At 39.7% G+C, this 17460-nt stretch carries 20 protein-coding genes; 13 read left to right on the top strand and 7 right to left on the bottom strand.

The genetic code is table 11. The features are described 5' to 3' along the window. Positions 1-13 precede the first annotated feature (13 nt). The 5 genes from HRT55_RS05925 to mlaF form a co-directional block, all read right to left on the bottom strand. Complete coding sequence (locus tag HRT55_RS05925; RefSeq protein WP_291619635.1) at positions 14-316, bottom strand: STAS domain-containing protein; 303 nt, start codon at positions 314-316, stop codon at positions 14-16. 3 nt (positions 317-319) lie between these two features. Then, positions 320-1108, bottom strand: coding sequence for an ABC transporter substrate-binding protein (locus tag HRT55_RS05920; protein ID WP_291619634.1), 789 nt, complete (start codon positions 1106-1108; stop codon positions 320-322). After that, entirely contained in the window at positions 1101-1574 is a 474-nt protein-coding gene (gene mlaD / locus HRT55_RS05915; protein WP_291619632.1) for an outer membrane lipid asymmetry maintenance protein MlaD, read from the bottom strand. Before mlaD ends, HRT55_RS05920 begins: the two co-directional genes overlap by 8 nt. Before the next feature lie 67 nt (positions 1575-1641). Further along, on the bottom strand, positions 1642-2418 hold the full coding sequence (gene mlaE, locus HRT55_RS05910) for a lipid asymmetry maintenance ABC transporter permease subunit MlaE (protein WP_291619630.1): 777 nt from the start codon (positions 2416-2418) through the stop codon (positions 1642-1644). A 55-nt stretch (positions 2419-2473) separates the two neighbouring features. Next, entirely contained in the window at positions 2474-3289 is an 816-nt protein-coding gene (mlaF, locus tag HRT55_RS05905; protein ID WP_291619628.1) for a phospholipid ABC transporter ATP-binding protein MlaF, read from the bottom strand. Positions 3290-3849: 560 nt separating this feature from the next. Here mlaF and HRT55_RS05900 point away from each other — a divergent pair. From HRT55_RS05900 to mgtE, 12 genes are all read left to right on the top strand, one after another. Continuing rightward, the gene (locus HRT55_RS05900; protein ID WP_291619626.1) at positions 3850-4830 is read left to right on the top strand and encodes a calcium/sodium antiporter; all 981 of its coding nucleotides are present in this window, start codon (positions 3850-3852) and stop codon (positions 4828-4830) included. A 25-nt stretch (positions 4831-4855) separates the two neighbouring features. After that, positions 4856-5821 (top strand): KpsF/GutQ family sugar-phosphate isomerase, encoded by a 966-nt coding sequence (locus HRT55_RS05895; protein WP_291619624.1) that lies wholly within the window; start codon positions 4856-4858, stop codon positions 5819-5821. Continuing rightward, positions 5821-6366, top strand: a complete 546-nt coding sequence (gene kdsC / locus HRT55_RS05890) for a 3-deoxy-manno-octulosonate-8-phosphatase KdsC (protein WP_291619622.1) — start codon at positions 5821-5823, stop codon at positions 6364-6366. Before HRT55_RS05895 ends, kdsC begins: the two co-directional genes overlap by 1 nt. Then, the gene (lptC, locus tag HRT55_RS05885) at positions 6363-6932 is read left to right on the top strand and encodes an LPS export ABC transporter periplasmic protein LptC (protein WP_291619620.1); all 570 of its coding nucleotides are present in this window, start codon (positions 6363-6365) and stop codon (positions 6930-6932) included. Before kdsC ends, lptC begins: the two co-directional genes overlap by 4 nt. Continuing rightward, positions 6895-7539: a lipopolysaccharide transport periplasmic protein LptA gene (gene lptA, locus HRT55_RS05880; protein WP_291619618.1), complete on the top strand. Its 645-nt coding sequence runs from the start codon at positions 6895-6897 to the stop codon at positions 7537-7539. The genes lptC and lptA overlap by 38 nt, the downstream gene beginning before the upstream one ends. Continuing rightward, positions 7529-8284 (top strand): LPS export ABC transporter ATP-binding protein, encoded by a 756-nt coding sequence (gene lptB, locus HRT55_RS05875; protein WP_291619616.1) that lies wholly within the window; start codon positions 7529-7531, stop codon positions 8282-8284. The genes lptA and lptB overlap by 11 nt, the downstream gene beginning before the upstream one ends. A 106-nt stretch (positions 8285-8390) precedes the next feature. Next, positions 8391-9908 (top strand): RNA polymerase factor sigma-54, encoded by a 1518-nt coding sequence (locus HRT55_RS05870; protein WP_291619614.1) that lies wholly within the window; start codon positions 8391-8393, stop codon positions 9906-9908. A 26-nt stretch (positions 9909-9934) separates the two neighbouring features. Next, positions 9935-10222, top strand: coding sequence for a ribosome hibernation promoting factor (gene hpf / locus HRT55_RS05865; protein WP_291611565.1), 288 nt, complete (start codon positions 9935-9937; stop codon positions 10220-10222). A 109-nt stretch (positions 10223-10331) separates the two neighbouring features. Beyond that, a complete protein-coding gene (gene ptsN / locus HRT55_RS05860; protein WP_291619612.1) occupies positions 10332-10802 on the top strand; it encodes a PTS IIA-like nitrogen regulatory protein PtsN in 471 nt (156 codons plus the stop codon). Positions 10803-10823: 21 nt separating this feature from the next. After that, on the top strand, positions 10824-11678 hold the full coding sequence (gene rapZ / locus HRT55_RS05855; RefSeq protein WP_291611569.1) for an RNase adapter RapZ: 855 nt from the start codon (positions 10824-10826) through the stop codon (positions 11676-11678). 30 nt (positions 11679-11708) lie between these two features. Then, positions 11709-11984, top strand: a complete 276-nt coding sequence (locus HRT55_RS05850) for an HPr family phosphocarrier protein (protein WP_291620427.1) — start codon at positions 11709-11711, stop codon at positions 11982-11984. A 194-nt stretch (positions 11985-12178) separates the two neighbouring features. Continuing rightward, positions 12179-13537, top strand: coding sequence for a magnesium transporter (gene mgtE / locus HRT55_RS05845; RefSeq protein ID WP_291619611.1), 1359 nt, complete (start codon positions 12179-12181; stop codon positions 13535-13537). A gap of 205 nt (positions 13538-13742) precedes the next feature. Here the strand turns inward: mgtE and pmbA are convergent, their stop codons facing one another. After that, positions 13743-15104: a metalloprotease PmbA gene (gene pmbA / locus HRT55_RS05840; protein WP_291619609.1), complete on the bottom strand. Its 1362-nt coding sequence runs from the start codon at positions 15102-15104 to the stop codon at positions 13743-13745. 253 nt (positions 15105-15357) lie between these two features. Between pmbA and yjgA the strand changes: the two genes are divergently transcribed. Continuing rightward, on the top strand, positions 15358-15882 hold the full coding sequence (gene yjgA / locus HRT55_RS05835) for a ribosome biogenesis factor YjgA (protein ID WP_291619607.1): 525 nt from the start codon (positions 15358-15360) through the stop codon (positions 15880-15882). A 127-nt stretch (positions 15883-16009) separates the two neighbouring features. On the opposite strand, the gene tldD is transcribed toward yjgA, so the two are convergent. Continuing rightward, on the bottom strand, positions 16010-17455 hold the full coding sequence (gene tldD, locus HRT55_RS05830) for a metalloprotease TldD (protein WP_291619605.1): 1446 nt from the start codon (positions 17453-17455) through the stop codon (positions 16010-16012). Between the last annotated feature and the right edge of the window lie 5 nt (positions 17456-17460).

The raw sequence follows: 17460 nt of genomic DNA, 5'->3' as shown, positions 1-17460 counted from the left end.
TATTTTATGGTTACTAATCAGATGCTAAGGGCAATAAACCGTCCACGCCACTTAAACTAATTAGTTTAGTTAATTTCTCAGGAACATTACTAAAGCTTAATTGGCAGCTATGATGAGATGCCTGCTCCAAAAGGTAAAATAACCAAGCAAGTCCAGCCGTATCGGCCTTGTTGACTTGGCTTAGGTCAACGTTCACCGCACCATGGGCAAACCAGTTAACATAGGCATTTTTTTTAATTTCGGCGACACTATGACGGGTTAATTCACCCGCAATAGTAAGAGTACCATGATTTAGAACTATATTCGCTTTACTCACGATTTACCCTTGCTGTGCTTTTTTTGCAGTTGTGCCACTGTCTTTGGCTGCACGACTTTTAAAGACAATGTCTCGAGTGCTTTTTCTTTTTAATAATTCAGTCACATAAGGTAGGCCCTTTTGCCTAATGATACTACCTAACTCGGCTTGCTTTGAGTCAAGTAAACTTATGCCTTCTGCTACCATATCAAACGCTTGCCACTCTTTAGTCTTTTTATTAAGTCTTACTTTGAAAGCAACATTAATATTAGCTCTACCTGGCATGATAATGCGAGTATTCACCGCAACAATTCTTTTACCCTCATAAGACTTTTCAGGGGAAAACTCCACCGCTTGATTATCATATAAAGTAAAGACTTGTGCATAAGAGCTCACTAAGTATTCACGAAAAACAGGTACAAATGCGCGACGTTCAGCGTCGGTTGTTTTCTTTAAATGCTTACCAATAACTTTAAAGGCAGAATATTTATGATTGATATAAGGCATAAGCTCTTCACGAACTATATCCTTTAGCAAATTGGGGTTTGCTTGGATAGCTTGTTGCTCTGCAGCAAAGCGCTTAAAGGTCTGTTCGGCAGCACCTCGTACCATTTTATAAGGATTACTTTGGTCAACAAGAAGTCTAGTTGGCTGTGAAGGGAGATTAGTAGCCTCTACAGGTAACTTAGTTGCTGCGGCTTCTGTATTAGCCATAGCTGTATTATTCAGTAGCAGGCCTAAAACTAAGCCAACAAAAATATTACTGTTGCACTTACCTATATATAGCTTACTTATATTCTCTAACTTATTCATCACCACTTCCTTGGCTAAATAAAAACTGTCCAATTAACTCTTCTAATACTAAGGCTGGCTTAGTATCTTCAATAAAATCACCTGGTTGCAAAGTATCAACCGACTCATCGACAAAGCCTGGTTGCACACCTAAATATTGTTCACCTAATAAACCGGCAGTTAATATTGCCACAGAAGTAGCCTCTGATAACTTATTGTATTGAATATAAATATCAAGAGTGACTACAGGTGTATAATCTTCGTCATCTAGCGATATATCGCTGACACGGCCGACAACAACGCCACCAATTTTAATAGGCGAGCGCACTTTCAAACCGCCAATATTATCGAACTTAGCAAAAAGCTGATAACTTTCACTACCACCGCCAAGACCTGCATCTGCAACTTTTAGCGACAACATTAATAAGGCAGCTATGCCTAATGCAACAAAAAAACCTACCAATAACTCTACTTTCTTAGACACCATGTCTTTCACCAACGCCTTGTAATAAAAAATTCAATATAAACATCTGACTGATTAACTCTTACCGTGATTATTTTACGAACATTAACGCCGTTAAAATAAAATCTAGACACAAAACCCATAATGATGATTGTACCACAGTAGAGGTAGTTGCCCGACTAATGCCCTCTGAGGTAGGCTCACAATCATAGCCTTTGTATACCGCTATCCACATCACTACAAAAGCAAATACGACACTTTTGATTACGCCGTTGAGGATATCTTTTTCAAAATCGACTTGATCTTGCATCACTGACCAAAAAGTTCCGCCATCAACACCCAACCAATCAACACCAACGACGTAAGCACCGAGTATGCCCACCATTGAGAAAATAGCGGCCAATAAAGGTAAACTAATAAAACCGGCCCAAAAGCGTGGTGCAATAATTCTTCTTAATGGATCAATGGCCATCATCTCTAAGCTTGATAATTGCTCAGTGGCTTTCATTAAACCTATTTCAGCCGTTAGAGCAGAGCCTGCTCGGCCAGCAAATAATAACGCGGCAACCACAGGGCCAAGCTCTCGTAATAACGACAGCGCAACCATAGGACCTAAGCTAGCTTCTGCGCCATAGCCGACAAGAATAGTATAGCCTTGTAAAGCTAACACCATACCTATAAACGTACCCGAGACGATAATTATCAATAAAGACAAAACACCGACACTATAAAGCTGCTGGATAAGTAAAGGTGTACCCTTACGTATATTAGGCACATGCATTAACGCTGATACCAACAAAATTACTGCGCGTCCTAAACCACTTATCATGCTAAGGGTTTTTTTACCTAAATAATGTAACTTTTGCACTAATTAACGCCTCGAATTTTACTATTTCGAATAAGGTTCATTTACTCACTATCCCTTAAGATATTTTCATAAGTTCATCACGATAAGCTGGCGCTTCATAATGAAAAGGTACTGGGCCATCAGCTTCACCTTGCACAAACTGCTGTACCAAAGGCGAGGTATCTTGGCGTATTTGCTCTGGGGTACCATGACCAATGATTTTCTTTTCCGCTACAATATAAATATAATCAGCGATACTCATAACTTCGGGGACATCATGTGAAACGACCACTGAAGTTAATCCTAACGCGTCACTTAATGAACGTATTAATCGCACTATTACCCCCATTGAAATAGGGTCTTGGCCAGCAAAGGGTTCATCATACAAAATCAGCTCGGGATCCAAAGCGATTGCACGCGCTAATGCTACTCGACGAGCCATACCGCCAGAAAGTTCACTAGGCTGTAAATGCCTTGCACCACGTAAACCAACGGCTTCTAGCTTCATTAATACTATTTTTTCAATGATGGCTTCAGATAATTTGGTGTGTTCTCGAATGGGGAAGGCTATATTGTCAAAAACATTCATATCGGTAAATAAGGCGCCACTTTGAAAAAGCATACTCATATGTTTACGTGCTTCATATAACTCGCTACGTGATAGCAAAGGTATGTTTTTGCCAGCAAAGAGTATTTTACCACTTTCTGGTTTTATTTGACCGCCAATTAAACGCAGCAAGGTTGTTTTGCCTATACCACTGGGTCCCATGATTGCGGTCACTTTTCCTTTCGGAATAGACAAGCTGAGATCGTCAAAGATAACTCGCTCACCCCGTTTAAAGGTTAGGTTTTCAATTTCAACCAAATTTTCTTCAGATGCAGGCTTTGTCATTGTTCAACGTCACTGTTAATTTATTGCCGCAGACCATTAGACTAAGTCCGCAATATAATTTCTTTAGTAGCCCGTGATTTTACCTGAGCCATAACAATTCTTCATTAGAAATAAACCAATAACGAGGCAATAAGTGTAAAAACTCTAAGCTAAATTGTAAGAAAGTGATCGTTTTCGCTTAAAACTAAGACAAATTAATACTATTTGCCTGTTGTTGACATTATTTACTTCTTTTTTGCTCAACAACCAGCGACAATTTGCTCATAATACCAATTCGATTCAGTTTGCTCCCAACTCAGAGCTATATTAGCGAGCTTAAAACAAGAAAAATTGATTAAACATAGTCATTCTATATTTCATTAATTTTGGGCAGTTATCAGTTTGCTAATAAACTCCCAAAGGGCGAGTACCTAATATATAGGTAAAGGTTCATATGCTGCGTTATTGATTTTGACAAGGGAATAACCATTCTCTGCAATCAATGTCTTGCCTCTAAACCTTTTTAATTCTCGCTGAGCGGGAAAAAACTTAGTCGACTTGGTATCACCTTGGAGTCATTAATGCTAGAACAAATTTTTATATTACTCATTGCCCTTATTGCTTTAGTTTGGAGCGCCGATAAATTCGTATTTGGTGCTTCATCATTAGCGAGAAATTTAGGCATTTCACCCATGATTATTGGTTTAACCATTGTTGCAATGGGTTCTTCAGCACCCGAAATGATGGTAGCGGCAACGGCATCTTTGCAAGGTAATCCAGATACCGCCATTGGTAACGCCATTGGCTCAAATATTACTAATATTGCTTTGGTGCTTGGTATTACCGCCTTGTTACAACCTTTAACTGTATCATCACAAACAATAAAACGGGAAATCCCACTGATTTTAGCCATCACCGCATTAGGCTATTGGGTACTTAGTGATAACCACTTTAGTTTTTATGAAGGCATTATTTTAATGTCCGGCTTTGCTATTTACATCATTGCGCTACTCGTTATCACATTAAAGAAAACTCAAGGGAAGCCCAGTGATGACCCCTTAATTATTGAAGCTGAACATGATGTTGCCCCAGCAGTAAGTATGAAGTTATCTTTACTTTGGTTAGGTATTGGAATCATTTTATTACCATTAAGTGCGAGCTTTTTGGTGGATTCTTCGGTATTTATTGCTAAAGCATTTGGTATTAGTGACCTAGTGATTGGCTTAACCATTATTGCTATAGGTACTAGCTTACCCGAGCTAGCCGCGTGTATTATGAGCATAATCAAAAAAGAAGACGATTTAGCCTTGGGTAATATAATTGGCTCAAATATCTTTAATATTTTAGCGGTATTGCCACTAGCGGCCCTTATTTCTCCCGGTGATATTGACCCTTCAGCCGCCAGTAGAGATGCCCCCTATATGTTAGGTGTTACTTTATTGCTATTTATTTTATGTTTTAGTCGCCGATTGGGCGCATTTAGAATTACTCGTGCAAAAGGCGTATTATTACTGTTAAGCTTTATTGCTTATCAAGTATTACTTTTTAGTCGATTATCATAAGCAGAGTTGATATAAATTAATCATTATGAAAAATTTCAAACAGTTAGCAAAAAACGTAATTGAGATTGAGCAGCAAGCCATTGCTGAATTAGTGCAATTCATTGATGATAGCTTTGAACTTGCCTGTCAACTTATGTTCCATTGTAAAGGTCGAGTGATTGTTATTGGTATGGGCAAGTCAGGTCATATTGGTGGAAAAATAGCAGCCACCCTTGCTAGCACTGGCACACCGTCATTTTTTGTTCACCCCGGCGAAGCCAGCCATGGTGACTTAGGTATGATCACCGGTAACGATGTAGTGTTAACCATCTCTAATTCAGGTGAAACCAGCGAAGTACTCGCTATCATCCCGGTGATTAAGCGCATTGGCGCGAAACTGATTTCAATGACGGGTAATAAAGACTCTACCCTAGCTAAATTAGCCGACACCCATGTTTGCATTAAAGTCTCTGCTGAAGCTTGCCCACTTGGTTTAGCGCCAACATCAAGCACGACCGCCGCCCTAGTAATGGGTGATGCCTTAGCTGTAGCTTTATTAAATGCCCGTGACTTTACCGCTGATGATTTTGCCTTATCTCACCCAGGTGGTAGTTTAGGTAAACGCTTATTACTGCGCCTCAACGATATTATGCATCAAGGTGAACGAGTGCCAGTGGTTTCTGAGCATGCACTTATCAAAGATGCCTTGGTTGAAATGTCATTGAAAGGCTTAGGCATGACCGCGATAGTTAACAATGAACAGCAAATAGTCGGCTTATTTACTGATGGAGATCTTCGCAGAGTACTGGATAACAGAATAGATATTCACAGCGATAGTATTAGTACAGTAATGACCCACAACCCGCAGGTTGCCCAAAGCGATATGCTCGCGGCGCAGGCCCTAAAAATAATGGAAGATAAAAAAATTAACGGCCTGATTATTGTTGATAACAACAATACTCCTGTTGGTGCCATGAATATGCATGACTTATTAAGTTCTGGAGTACTTTAATGAATACCTTATACGGTGATGTCCACAACAAAATTTTAGTCAAAGCTGAGCAAATAAAGTTACTCATTTGTGATGTTGATGGCGTATTTTCTGACGGTAGAATTTATTTGGGTAATGATGGTGAAGAACTAAAAGCTTTCCACACTAAAGATGGTTTTGGCATAAAAGCCTTAGGTGCAAGTGGTGTTGCGGTAGCAATTATTACCGGTAGGAATTCTGCTATCGTAGCAAATCGTATGAAAGCTTTAAATGTCGCGCATATTATTCAAGGTCAAGAAGATAAATTACCGGCATTAATTAATTTAGCTCAGCAATTAAACATTGACCTTAACGAAGTAGCTTATATAGGTGATGATGTCCCTGATTTAGCTTGTATTGCAGCGGTCGGATTAGGCATTTGTGTCGCAGATGCTCATCCACTGGTATTGCGTGGCGCTGATTATATTACTTTTACCCGCGGCGGTTTTGGCGCGGTACGAGAAATTTGTGACTTAATTATGCAAAGCCAAGGCAACTTAGATGGCGCAACAGGCGCTAGTGTATGAACCGATTAAATAGCCTAGCGCTATTTGTTTTACTGCTTAGTGCGCTAATATATGGCATTATCGAATGGCGTACGGCAGCCATTGAACAAGATACCTTAATTGTTGATGTAGAGCGCCCTGATTTTATCGCTGAGAAACTAAAAAGTAGAATTTATAATGAAATGGGGCAATTATCTCACACCATTGAAGCAGAGCGAATGGAGCATTATGCTGATTTAGAGGTGAGTTACTTTGAAGCGCCACATTATACTTTGTACCCACAAAAAGATGGTCAGCCATGGAAAGTTAGCGCTCAAGAAGCGACACTGTACAAAGATAATCGTGTTGAACTCAAAACACAGGTCCATATTCAGGCAACTGAAGTTGATAGCTTAATAAAAGAGATTTATTGCAAAACAATAGCATTAGATTTAAAAACCAATATCATTAGTTCAGAGCAAGCCGTTATTGTGGTCGGCAAAGACTTCACCATGTACGGCTCAGGATTAATTATCGATTTAAACACTAAAAAAATGACCCTAACCCAGCATGAACGTACTATTTATAAAAAACATGATGAAAGCTAATTTACACCCAAGTGCATTAAAAGTACTGGCCCTAACTTGCAGTCTATTCTTATTCACTAGCGCCCAAGCTGCTAAAGAAGATTTAGAGCAAGAAATAACTATTAAATCACAACGCCAGTCTGCCGATCTTAAAAACAAAATTGCCAGCTATTTAGATAATGTTAGCATCCAACAAGGCTCTATTTCTATTACCGCCGATATAGTTATGGTCTTTAGCAGTATCGATAAAAACAGCGGTGAGAAAACTGATACCTATCTAGCCAAAGGTAATCCAGCGGTCTTTCAACAGAAACTCGAAGACGGTAGCTTAATTAAATTACAAGCCGATGAAATCACCTATATCCCTAACGCTAATATGATCACAATTTCAGGTAATGCTTTAGTCAAGCAAGCAGGTAGTGAAGTCCGAGGTAATGAAATTACTTACAATACCTTAAGCGAAAAACTAGAAGCACAAGGCTCAGAGAATCAGTCTGTTACTACCGTCCTGCAACCAACAATATTAAAGAAACAAAAAGAAACTTACGAAAAGTCTAAAGCAGAAAAAGCCTCTGATAAAGTAGTTGATAAAAAATCAGAAAAAAAAGGTAATGGCAGTGAAAACTAATATCGATAGTACCTCCCCTAAAAACACTTTAATTGCCGAGGGTTTATCTAAGTCTTATAAAAGCAGGCAGGTTGTCAAAAATGTCAGTTTGCAAGTTGATGCTGGGCAAATAGTTGGTTTATTAGGGCCCAATGGTGCAGGAAAAACCACCTCGTTTTATATGATCGTTGGCTTAGTACCTAATGACAATGGCACCATTAAACTGAACGGCGAAGACTTAACGCTTGCTCCTATGCATGAAAGAGCTCGTCGTGGCATAGGTTATTTACCGCAAGAAGCATCAATTTTTAGAAAACTTACCGTTTCTGACAATATCATGGCTATATTACAAACACGTAAAGAGCTTAATGAAACACAACGCGCAGAAAAGCTTGAACATCTCTTAGAAGAGTTTCATATCTGTCATATCAAAGATAATACCGGTATGAGCTTATCAGGTGGTGAACGACGACGTGTTGAAATTGCCCGAGCATTAGCGGCAGATCCACAATTTATTTTATTAGATGAGCCTTTTGCCGGTGTTGATCCTATTTCGGTTGGCGATATTAAAAAAATAATATTACAATTAAAGCAACGAGGTATCGGTATATTAATTACCGATCATAATGTAAGAGAAACTTTAGACGTTTGTGAACATGCTTATATAGTTAGCCACGGTGAAATAATTGCCCAAGGCAACGCCGAGCAAATTCTTGCGAATCAAAAAGTGAGAGATGTATACCTAGGCGAACAATTCACGCTATAGTAAAGTTATATAAAGTAGCTCTAGCCAGAACAGTTTAATAGCAAAGTAGTTAAACATTACCCGTGATAACTACTAAGAATAATAAATAGGAAAACATATAACCTAGATGCGCCCTACATTACAGCTCCGTATTGGACAACAATTAACCATGACTCCCCAATTGCAACAAGCAATCAAACTGCTGCAATTGTCGACATTAGAGTTACAACAAGAAATTCAAGAAATTTTAGAAAGCAATCCATTACTTGAGCTTGATGAAAAAGTTCAAAGTGAAAGTACTGGTGAACAAAATAATCTAGAAGAAGCTTTTTCAACCAGTCCCGCTGAAACTAGCACTGAGTTGCCAACAAGTGATGGCAGTGAAGAGCAACCGGCAAGTATTGACGAAATTAGCACCACTGAGGCCATGGAAAAAAAGGACATCCCAGAAGAGCTTAATATCGATACTACCTGGGAAGAGAGTTACAGTGCTGGGGTTTCAAATACCGGCGCAGTCAGCAGTCCCGCAGATGATTATACCTATCAAGGTGAAACCACTGATTCCATTCAAGATCATCTATTGTGGCAAATGGAATTAACGCCGTTCACTGATACCGATAAAACCATTGCTATTGCTATTATTGAAGCGGTTGACGATGCCGGGTACTTAACAGTATCACCAGAAGATATTCTAGAAAGTGTTGGCACTGAAGGCCTTGAGCTCGATGAAGTGGAAGCGGTCTTAAAACGTATTAATATGTTTGACCCCATTGGTGTCGCTGCTCGCTCAATTCCTGACTGTTTACTTATTCAATTAAATCAATTTAGTGCTGATACCCCTTACCTAAAAGAAAGTAAATTAATTATCAATGAACATATTGATTTACTTGGTAACCGAGATTATCGCCAGTTAATGCGGAAAACCAAGCTAAAAGAAGATCAACTGCGTGAAGTTATGCGCTTGATCCAAAGCTTAAACCCTCGCCCAGGTGATGCTGTTATTAAAGGCGATGACCAATACGTTATTCCTGATGTAACCGTTGAAAAGAAAAATGGTCGTTGGGTGGTTGAATTAAACTCTGACACAGCGCCAAAGCTATCTATTAATCAGCAATATGCAGCTATGTCTAAAACAATGAAATCATCAACCAATGATGGTCAATTTATTAGATCTAACTTACAAGAAGCCAAATGGTTTATTAAGAGCTTAGAGTCTCGCAATGACACCCTGCTTAAAGTATCTAACTGTATTGTGCAACGCCAGCAAGGTTTTTTAGAACATGGTGCTGAAGCGATGCGCCCTATGGTTCTAAACGATATTGCCGAAGCAGTTGATATGCATGAATCGACCATATCGCGAGTTACTACACAAAAGTATATGCACACCCCTAGAGGCATCTTCGAGTTGAAGTACTTCTTCTCCAGCCATGTTAGTACTGAAAATGGTGGTGAGTGTTCGTCTACAGCAATTCGCTCTTTAATTAAAAAACTTATCTTAGCGGAAACGCCTGCTAAACCGTTAAGTGATAGTAAAATGGCTGATATATTGGCCGAGCAGGGAATAAAAGTGGCACGACGCACTATTGCTAAATACCGTGAATCATTAGCGATACCGCCGTCTAACCAACGTAAGAGTTTACTTTAGATCACTACAATAAAAGGATCATGCTTATGCAAATTAATCTTTCTGGCCATCATGTAGAAGTAACACGTTCATTACGCGAATATGTAGATACGAAATTCTCAAAACTAGAGCGACATTTTGATCATATCAATAATATTCACGTCGTACTTACCGTAGAAAAGCTTAACCAAAAAGCAGAGGCCAATGTCCATATAAATGGCAGTGAAGTTTTTGCCTCAGCGGTTAACGGCGATATGTATGCCTCTATTGATACTTTAGTTGATAAGCTTGATCGACAAATCCTTAAGTATAAAGGTAAGCTAGCTCAGCACTAAGCTGAACTAAACCATAACAACGCTTTAAATGAAATTAAAGCATGTAAATCTGGCGCCCTAAGCTAAATGAATTAGCACGATTGGGCGCCTAAACACTACTAACACCATTATGCAATTAACAGAAATATTAACTATCAGCTGTACCAGTTGTGATGTAAAAGTTACCAGTAAAAAACGCATTCTAGAAAGAATTTGTCAACTCGCCGCCAACCAAGTTGGAGATATAGAACAAGATGAGCTATTAGAAAGTCTACTCAATAGAGAGAAAATGGGTAGCACAGGCATAGGTAACGGCATTGCCATACCTCATGGTCGATTACCTAATACCAGTAAAGCTGTCGCCGTATTAGTAACAACCGAGCAAGCGATTGACTTTGATGCCATAGATAATAGAAACGTCGATATCTTCATTGCTTTATTTGTCCCAGAAAACAGCTGCAAAGAACATTTAACTACCTTACAAAGTATCGCTAAGTTATTTAGTGATAAAAAGGTGATTAAGCAAGTGCGAAGGTGCCATGATAATCAAGCCCTCTATAACTTAATTCAACAAGCTAGTCATACCATAGATGCCATATAGTAAAGTACACGGAATTCAAGAATGAAACTACTTATAGTCAGTGGCCGCTCAGGCTCAGGTAAATCAGTTGCCCTACGCGTGTTAGAAGACCTTGGCTACTATTGTGTCGATAACATCCCAATTAATCTCCTGCCGGCATTAACTCATACTGTAATTAATGACTATGAAAACGTTGCGGTCAGTTTAGATGTGCGTAATTTACCTAAAGACCCACAAGATATTCCGGAAATTATTGCTTACTTACCCAAAGCAGTTGACGTTAATACGCTATTTCTTGATGCTGATGATAAAGAGTTAATCAGACGTTTTAGTGAAACACGTCGTTTACACCCGCTTATTAAAGAGAATATGGCCCTTGAGCAAGCAATTGCCCTAGAAAAATCATTATTAGAGCCAATATCAACTAATGCCGGTTTATACATAAATACTAGCCAGCTGACTCCTCATCAACTAGCTGATTTAGTTAGGGAAAGAATTTTAGGCAAGAAGACTGGTTCCATGGTCCTAGTCTTTGAGTCGTTTGGTTTCAAACATGGTATTCCTGCCGATGCTGATTATGTTTTTGACGCAAGGTTTTTACCTAACCCTTTTTGGGAGAAATCTCTTAAGGGTAAAACAGGCGTCGATCAAGAGGTCAAAGATTTTCTTGCTAGCCAAGCAATAGTTACTAAGTTTATATGGCAAATTAACAGCTTTATGATGACATGGTTACCGCATTTAGAACGTAATAATCGTAGTTATGTCACCATAGCTATTGGTTGTACTGGTGGTAAACATAGATCTGTTTATATCGCAGAAATGTTAGCAAAAAACTTCCGTAAAGAGCGCGAAGATATTCAAACGCATCATAGAGATATTCATATTAAATCAACCTAACCAAACGGATAATCAATGAGCGCGATAGTACTGCAAAAACAATCTCAACAAGTGACCATTTGTAATAAGTTAGGCTTACATGCTCGTGCGGCTACTAAACTCGCGCAATTAAGCCAAAAGTTTTCCGCAAAAATCACCCTGGAATTGGCAGGAAAAAAAGCCGACGCGAGTAGTATTATGGCGCTGATGTTATTAGCGGGTGGCCAAGGAAAAACCGTCAACATTACCGCTCAAGGCGAAGATGCCCAGCTAGCGTTAACTGAAATATGCCAACTTATTTCTGATAAATTCGATGAAAACGAATAACATAAACCGACTAAAGCAGTACCTAGCTCAAGATAAAAAGCTGATAAAACCACTGAGTTACGATAAACTTGAACTATTTTCCAAAGAAAGCTTTTTTTCTTTTCATCATCAAATAACCCTAAGTCTCGCCAATTTTCTCAGCGATACTCTCTTGAAGGGTTTCTGTGCACAAACACTAAAGAAGCAGAGTCGCTATGCCAGAAGTATCAGAACAAGAATTTAACCAAAAAAGATTACAGCAAGTTAACGAAGCACTTAGCAGTGGTATGTTCGTCTATGTACGAAAACTACTGCAAAACATGCCGGCTTACGATCTCGCCCTTATATTAGAATCCTCCACTGCAAAAAGTCGACCGGTACTCTGGCAACTTATTGATCCTGATTTTCATGGTGAAGTACTCGAAGAGCTTAATGAAGAAGTCCGTAAAGGTATTCTTAAAAGCATGCGACCGGAAAAGCTTGCGGCTGTTGCCGAAGGTATGGACGTTGATGATTTAGCTGAAGTTTTACGTACCCTACCTGACAGTACTTTTAACGAAGTGCTTAATTCGATGGACTCGCAAGACCGTAGCCGAGTCGAAACGGCATTATCTTATGAAGAAGATACTGCTGGCGGCATAATGAATACCGATACTATCACCCTACGTCCTGACGTAAGTGTTGATGTAGTGTTACGTTATTTACGTCTAAAGGGTGACTTGCCCGAGGCAACCGACTCCTTCTATGTTGTTGACCGTAATAATCGTTTTATTGGTGTAGTGTCACTTGCTGCCATAGTGACAGCCAAAGCAGATATGATTGTATCTCGTTTAATCAAGGCGGAAGTTGAAGCGGTTCAAGCCGATATGGATGAGCAAGATGTTGCTCAGCTCTTTGAACGTCACGATTGGTTTTCTGCCCCCGTTATTGATAAACATGGTCACTTACTCGGTCGTATAACCATTGATGACGTCATCGATATCATTCGTGAAAACGCAGAGCATTCCATGATGAGTATGGCCGGTTTAGACGATGAAGCAGATACCTTTGCTCCTGTACTCAAGAGTACTAAGCAGCGCTCATTGTGGCTGGGTGTTAACCTTATTACCGCATTAATGGCTGTAGCCGTTACCAGTATGTTTGAAGGTGTCTTTCAACAACTAGCTATTCTAGCCGTATTGAACTCTTTGGTTCCTAGTATGGGTGGCGTTGCCGGTAATCAAACCTTAACACTGGTTATCCGTGGTATGGCATTAGGTCATGTCGGTGACAGTAATGCTCGGGCATTATTGAGTAAAGAGGTAGCGATTGGCTTTTTAAATGGCATTATTTGGGCGACGTTAATTGCTACTGTCGTAGCTATTTGGAAACAAGATTTAATGCTTGGTGGCGTTATTGCTTTCGCCATGTTGATGAATATGACCGCCGCTGGCCTTGCTGGTGTAAGTATTCCATTGATATTAAAACGTATGAAGATAGACCCTGCTCTGGCAGGTAGTGTGATTATTACCACAGTAACGGATGTAGTAGGTATCTTTGCTTTCCTAGGAACAGCAACGCTGCTGCTTACCTAGTAATAGTTAGTTAGCTAAATATTACTCAACAAAAAAGCGTTACCTAATCAAATAGATAACGCTTATTCTACTTATTCCACAGAGTAGTGGTTAAGTTTAAGTCAACTTTCTAACTTGATAGTTTTGCTTAATTCAAGAAAAACTTACGCGTCAATAGGAAGCCTATTGCAAGTCAGTTTGCCGATGAAGTAAGTAAAAATAGCGGTTAGTGTCCCGCGACTTGCATCTCATCAATCAAAATAGAGCCAGTTCTGATACTGCCGCGTAAATCCACATCAGAGCCAACAGCAACAATACCTTTGAACATCTGCGCTAAATTCCCAGCGATAGTAATTTCACTCACTGGGTAGGCAATTTCTCCGTTTTCGACCCAAAATCCTGCCGCGCCGCGAGAGTAATCACCATTAATAACATTAACGCCTTGGCCCATTAATTCAGTTACCAGTAAACCTGTTCCTAGGGTTTTTAACATAGCATCAAAGCTACCATCATGACCTTGTGCGTCGACGAACCAATTATGAATACCACCGGCATGGCCTGTAGTAGTTAGCCCTAATTTACGGGCTGAGTAGCTAGTCAGTAAATAGGTTTGTAATGCACCTTGGCTAATAATCTCCCTATCTTGGGTTAATACGCCTTCACTATCAAAAGCGCTACTGGCTAACGCTTTAGCAATATGAGGTCTTTCACTGATATTCAAAAACTTAGGGAATACATCATTACCAATGGCATCAAGTAAAAATGACGATTTACGATATAAATTGCCGCCACTGATCGCGGCAATAAAGTGTCCCCAAATGGTATTGGCAATATCTGCTCTAAATAATACCGGTACTTTTCCGGTCGCTATTGTTTGTGGTTTTAGGCGAGATAACACCTCTTGCGAAGCTTGTAGACCAACATTTTTGGCACTTTCAAGTAAAGAAAAATCTCGATTAACCGTATAGGCATAGTCACGTTCCATATCGTCACCATCGCTGGCAATCATCACACAGCTTAAACTATGGCGAGTGCTTGGGTAACCCACCAACTGGCCATGGCTATTACCATAGACTTTAAAGCCAGAAAAACTATCAAAGCTCGCGCCGTCTGAATTACTAATACGTGGGTCAACTGCTAATGCGCTTTCCTCACATTCTTTTGCCAGCTCAATTGCTTCTTCGGTACTTATTTCATGTGGATGATATAAATCTAAATCAAGTGGCTGCATTGCTAACAGTGCTTTATCCGCTAAACCTGAGCAATCATCAACCGAAGTATACTTGGCAATGTTTACTGCAGCGGTAACCGTTTTAGTGAGTGCTTGTTCAGATAAGTCAGCTGTAGAAGCACTGCCTTTACGCCCCTGCCGATAAACAGTAATGCCTAAAGCACCATCATTGGTAAATTCAACATTTTCTACTTCACCCATACGGGTACTAACACTTAAACCTTGTTGACGGCTCATTGCAACTTCAGCACCATCTGCGCCAAGAGATTTAGCGAGTTCAAGTACAGTGGCAACACGTGCTTTTACTTCACTGAGTTGTTGGTAGATTAGATCATTCGATTTGGAGGCTGGGGTCATATTGGTTTCTACTTTCTCTTTTCTTTTTAAGGAGTAACAAGGTTAAAACAGTAACTTTACATATTAAGTACTGTGAACTATCGAGATTATATTAAGCTATTTTCTTGGCGCGACTAAGCTGGATACCGCTCGCCGTGATTAAAACGCTTTTATCTCGAACAAGGTTTGACCGCAAAAGATCAACAGCCCCTATAAATTTAGTGATATAATAAGGGTAATTATTATTTATTTTACCATGGTATTAGACATTATTATGCCCCAGTCAGCCAACGATATCGACGATTCATCACAAGAAATGGAAGAAGAATTTAAAAGTAAAACCGAAATAAAACGTGAAATGCATCAATTGCAAGATTTCGGCCAAAGCTTAGTGGACATGTCTAAGCATCAGCGTAGTCGCTTGCCTTTAAGTGAGGACCTAAAATACGCTATGGTTTTAGCTGACAAAATCTCCAATAAACATGAAGCTTTGCGTCGTCACATTCGTCATATAGCTAAGATATTATTGGAAACTGACCTAGAGCCAATTCACCATGCTATCGAAGTTATGGCTAATAAGCATCAACAAGAATCGGCAAAATTTGTCCGTTTAGAAACTATTAGAGATGAATTAATAGCGCAAGGTAATGACGCTGTTGAAGCATTAATAAGTGAATTTCCTAAAATTGAGCGACAAAAAATCAAGCAGTTAGTTCGCAATGCCGCGAAAGAGAAAAAAGCTGAAAAACTAGGTAAACATTATAAAAACTTGTTCACTTACCTAAAAGCTAATGCCTAATTAAAGCACCTAAAAGTTAATACCGTAAAATATTAGCTAAAAAGGTAAAGCTACTAAGTATCAGCAAGCACTAATTGAAAAGTCAGTGCTTGCTAACATATCAAGGTTAGCTGTTAACTAAGGCTAATTACTGGGTACCACCAATAGTCATCTCATCAATTTTCAGCGTCGGTTGACCGACTCCAACAGGTATACTTTGGCCATCTTTACCACAGATACCAACACCGCCATCAAGCTTTAAGTCATTACCCACCATGCTGATTCGTTTCATCGCTTCAGGACCATTACCTATCAAGGTAGCGCCTTTTACTGGTGAGGTTATTACACCATCTTCAATTAAATACGCTTCTGACGTGGTAAAAACAAATTTTCCAGAGGTTATATCAACCTGACCACCGGCAAAGTTTGGCGCATAAATACCTTTTTTCACTGACTTTATAATATCTTCAGGGCTAGACTCACCAGCTAACATATAGGTATTAGTCATGCGAGGCATAGGTAAATGCGCATAAGATTCACGTCGTCCATTACCTGTGGGTTTTACCCCCATTAGACCGGCATTATGTTTATCTTGCATGTAGCCTTTTAAGATACCCTTTTCGATTAAGACGTTATATTGTCCAGGTGTACCTTCATCATCTATAGTAATAGAGCCTCGACGATTAGCTAAGGTGCCATCATCAACAATGGTACAAAGCTCGGAGGTAACTTGCTGACCAATTTTACCAGAAAAAGCCGACGAACCTTTACGGTTAAAGTCACCCTCTAAACCATGACCAACGGCCTCATGCAATAATACTCCAGGCCAACCAGCTCCCAGCACCACTGGATAAGTACCTGCGGGGGCTTCAATGGCAACTAAATTAACTAACGCTAGTCTAACCGACTCTTCGGCATAAGCCAGGTAACGGGCTTTGTTATCGCCAGGTTCAACTTCAAAGAAGTAACTGTAATCAGTACGTGCACCACCACCAGCACTTGCGCGCTCTCGTTTGCCATTTTCTTCAACTAACACTGAGCAGTTTAACCGTACTAATGGACGGATATCCGTACCATAAGTACCATCGCTGGCACTGATTAAAATAGTTTCATAGACACCAGAAATACTCGCAATAACCTGTTTAACCCGACTATCAGTTTGACGCGCATGTGCCTCGATCTTGTGCAGTAAATCAATCTTTTGCTCTTGGCTTAAACTGCCAAGTGGCTCAACGGCTTGATAAACCTGAATAGGTGATTGACGAGTAAAAGCTTTAACGGTAGCGCCTGTACCACTATCAGCAATACCTTTAGCTGCATCAGCGGCCTGTTGCAGTGCTTCAGGAGATATTTCATCCGAATATGCAAAGCCGGTCTTTTCGCCGGAAATTGCTCTTACACCAACGCCACGCTCAATATTATACGAGCCTTCTTTAACAATACCGTCTTCTAGCACCCAGGATTCATGCTGACTTGCTTGAAAATATAAATCAGCATAATCAACTTTTCGTCCCATCATGCTTCTTAAGGTTTTTGCTAATACTTCATCATCAATATGACTATCACTTAATAAGGATTTTTCAACAATATTCATTAGGT

Origin of the sequence: Colwellia sp. (assembly GCF_013214175.1) — a bacterium.
In the GTDB taxonomy this organism is placed as follows: Bacteria; Pseudomonadota; Gammaproteobacteria; order Enterobacterales; family Alteromonadaceae; genus Colwellia.
The sequence above is the reverse complement of the archived record's forward strand: the minus strand, read 5'-3'. Positions and strand labels throughout refer to the sequence as shown.

Coding starts and splice junctions, on each gene's coding strand:
- HRT55_RS05900 (WP_291619626.1), top strand. CDS start 3,850: ATGCTAGAACAAATTTTTATATTACTCATTGCCCTTATTGCTTTAGTT.
- hpf (WP_291611565.1), top strand. CDS start 9,935: ATGCAAATTAATCTTTCTGGCCATCATGTAGAAGTAACACGTTCATTA.
- lptC (WP_291619620.1), top strand. CDS start 6,363: ATGAACCGATTAAATAGCCTAGCGCTATTTGTTTTACTGCTTAGTGCG.
- HRT55_RS05920 (WP_291619634.1), bottom strand. CDS start 1,108: ATGAATAAGTTAGAGAATATAAGTAAGCTATATATAGGTAAGTGCAAC.
- tldD (WP_291619605.1), bottom strand. CDS start 17,455: ATGAATATTGTTGAAAAATCCTTATTAAGTGATAGTCATATTGATGAT.
- lptA (WP_291619618.1), top strand. CDS start 6,895: ATGAACGTACTATTTATAAAAAACATGATGAAAGCTAATTTACACCCA.
- ptsN (WP_291619612.1), top strand. CDS start 10,332: ATGCAATTAACAGAAATATTAACTATCAGCTGTACCAGTTGTGATGTA.
- yjgA (WP_291619607.1), top strand. CDS start 15,358: ATGCCCCAGTCAGCCAACGATATCGACGATTCATCACAAGAAATGGAA.
- kdsC (WP_291619622.1), top strand. CDS start 5,821: ATGAATACCTTATACGGTGATGTCCACAACAAAATTTTAGTCAAAGCT.
- mlaD (WP_291619632.1), bottom strand. CDS start 1,574: ATGGTGTCTAAGAAAGTAGAGTTATTGGTAGGTTTTTTTGTTGCATTA.
- rapZ (WP_291611569.1), top strand. CDS start 10,824: ATGAAACTACTTATAGTCAGTGGCCGCTCAGGCTCAGGTAAATCAGTT.
- mgtE (WP_291619611.1), top strand. CDS start 12,179: ATGCCAGAAGTATCAGAACAAGAATTTAACCAAAAAAGATTACAGCAA.
- HRT55_RS05895 (WP_291619624.1), top strand. CDS start 4,856: ATGAAAAATTTCAAACAGTTAGCAAAAAACGTAATTGAGATTGAGCAG.
- pmbA (WP_291619609.1), bottom strand. CDS start 15,104: ATGACCCCAGCCTCCAAATCGAATGATCTAATCTACCAACAACTCAGT.
- mlaF (WP_291619628.1), bottom strand. CDS start 3,289: ATGACAAAGCCTGCATCTGAAGAAAATTTGGTTGAAATTGAAAACCTA.
- HRT55_RS05870 (WP_291619614.1), top strand. CDS start 8,391: ATGCGCCCTACATTACAGCTCCGTATTGGACAACAATTAACCATGACT.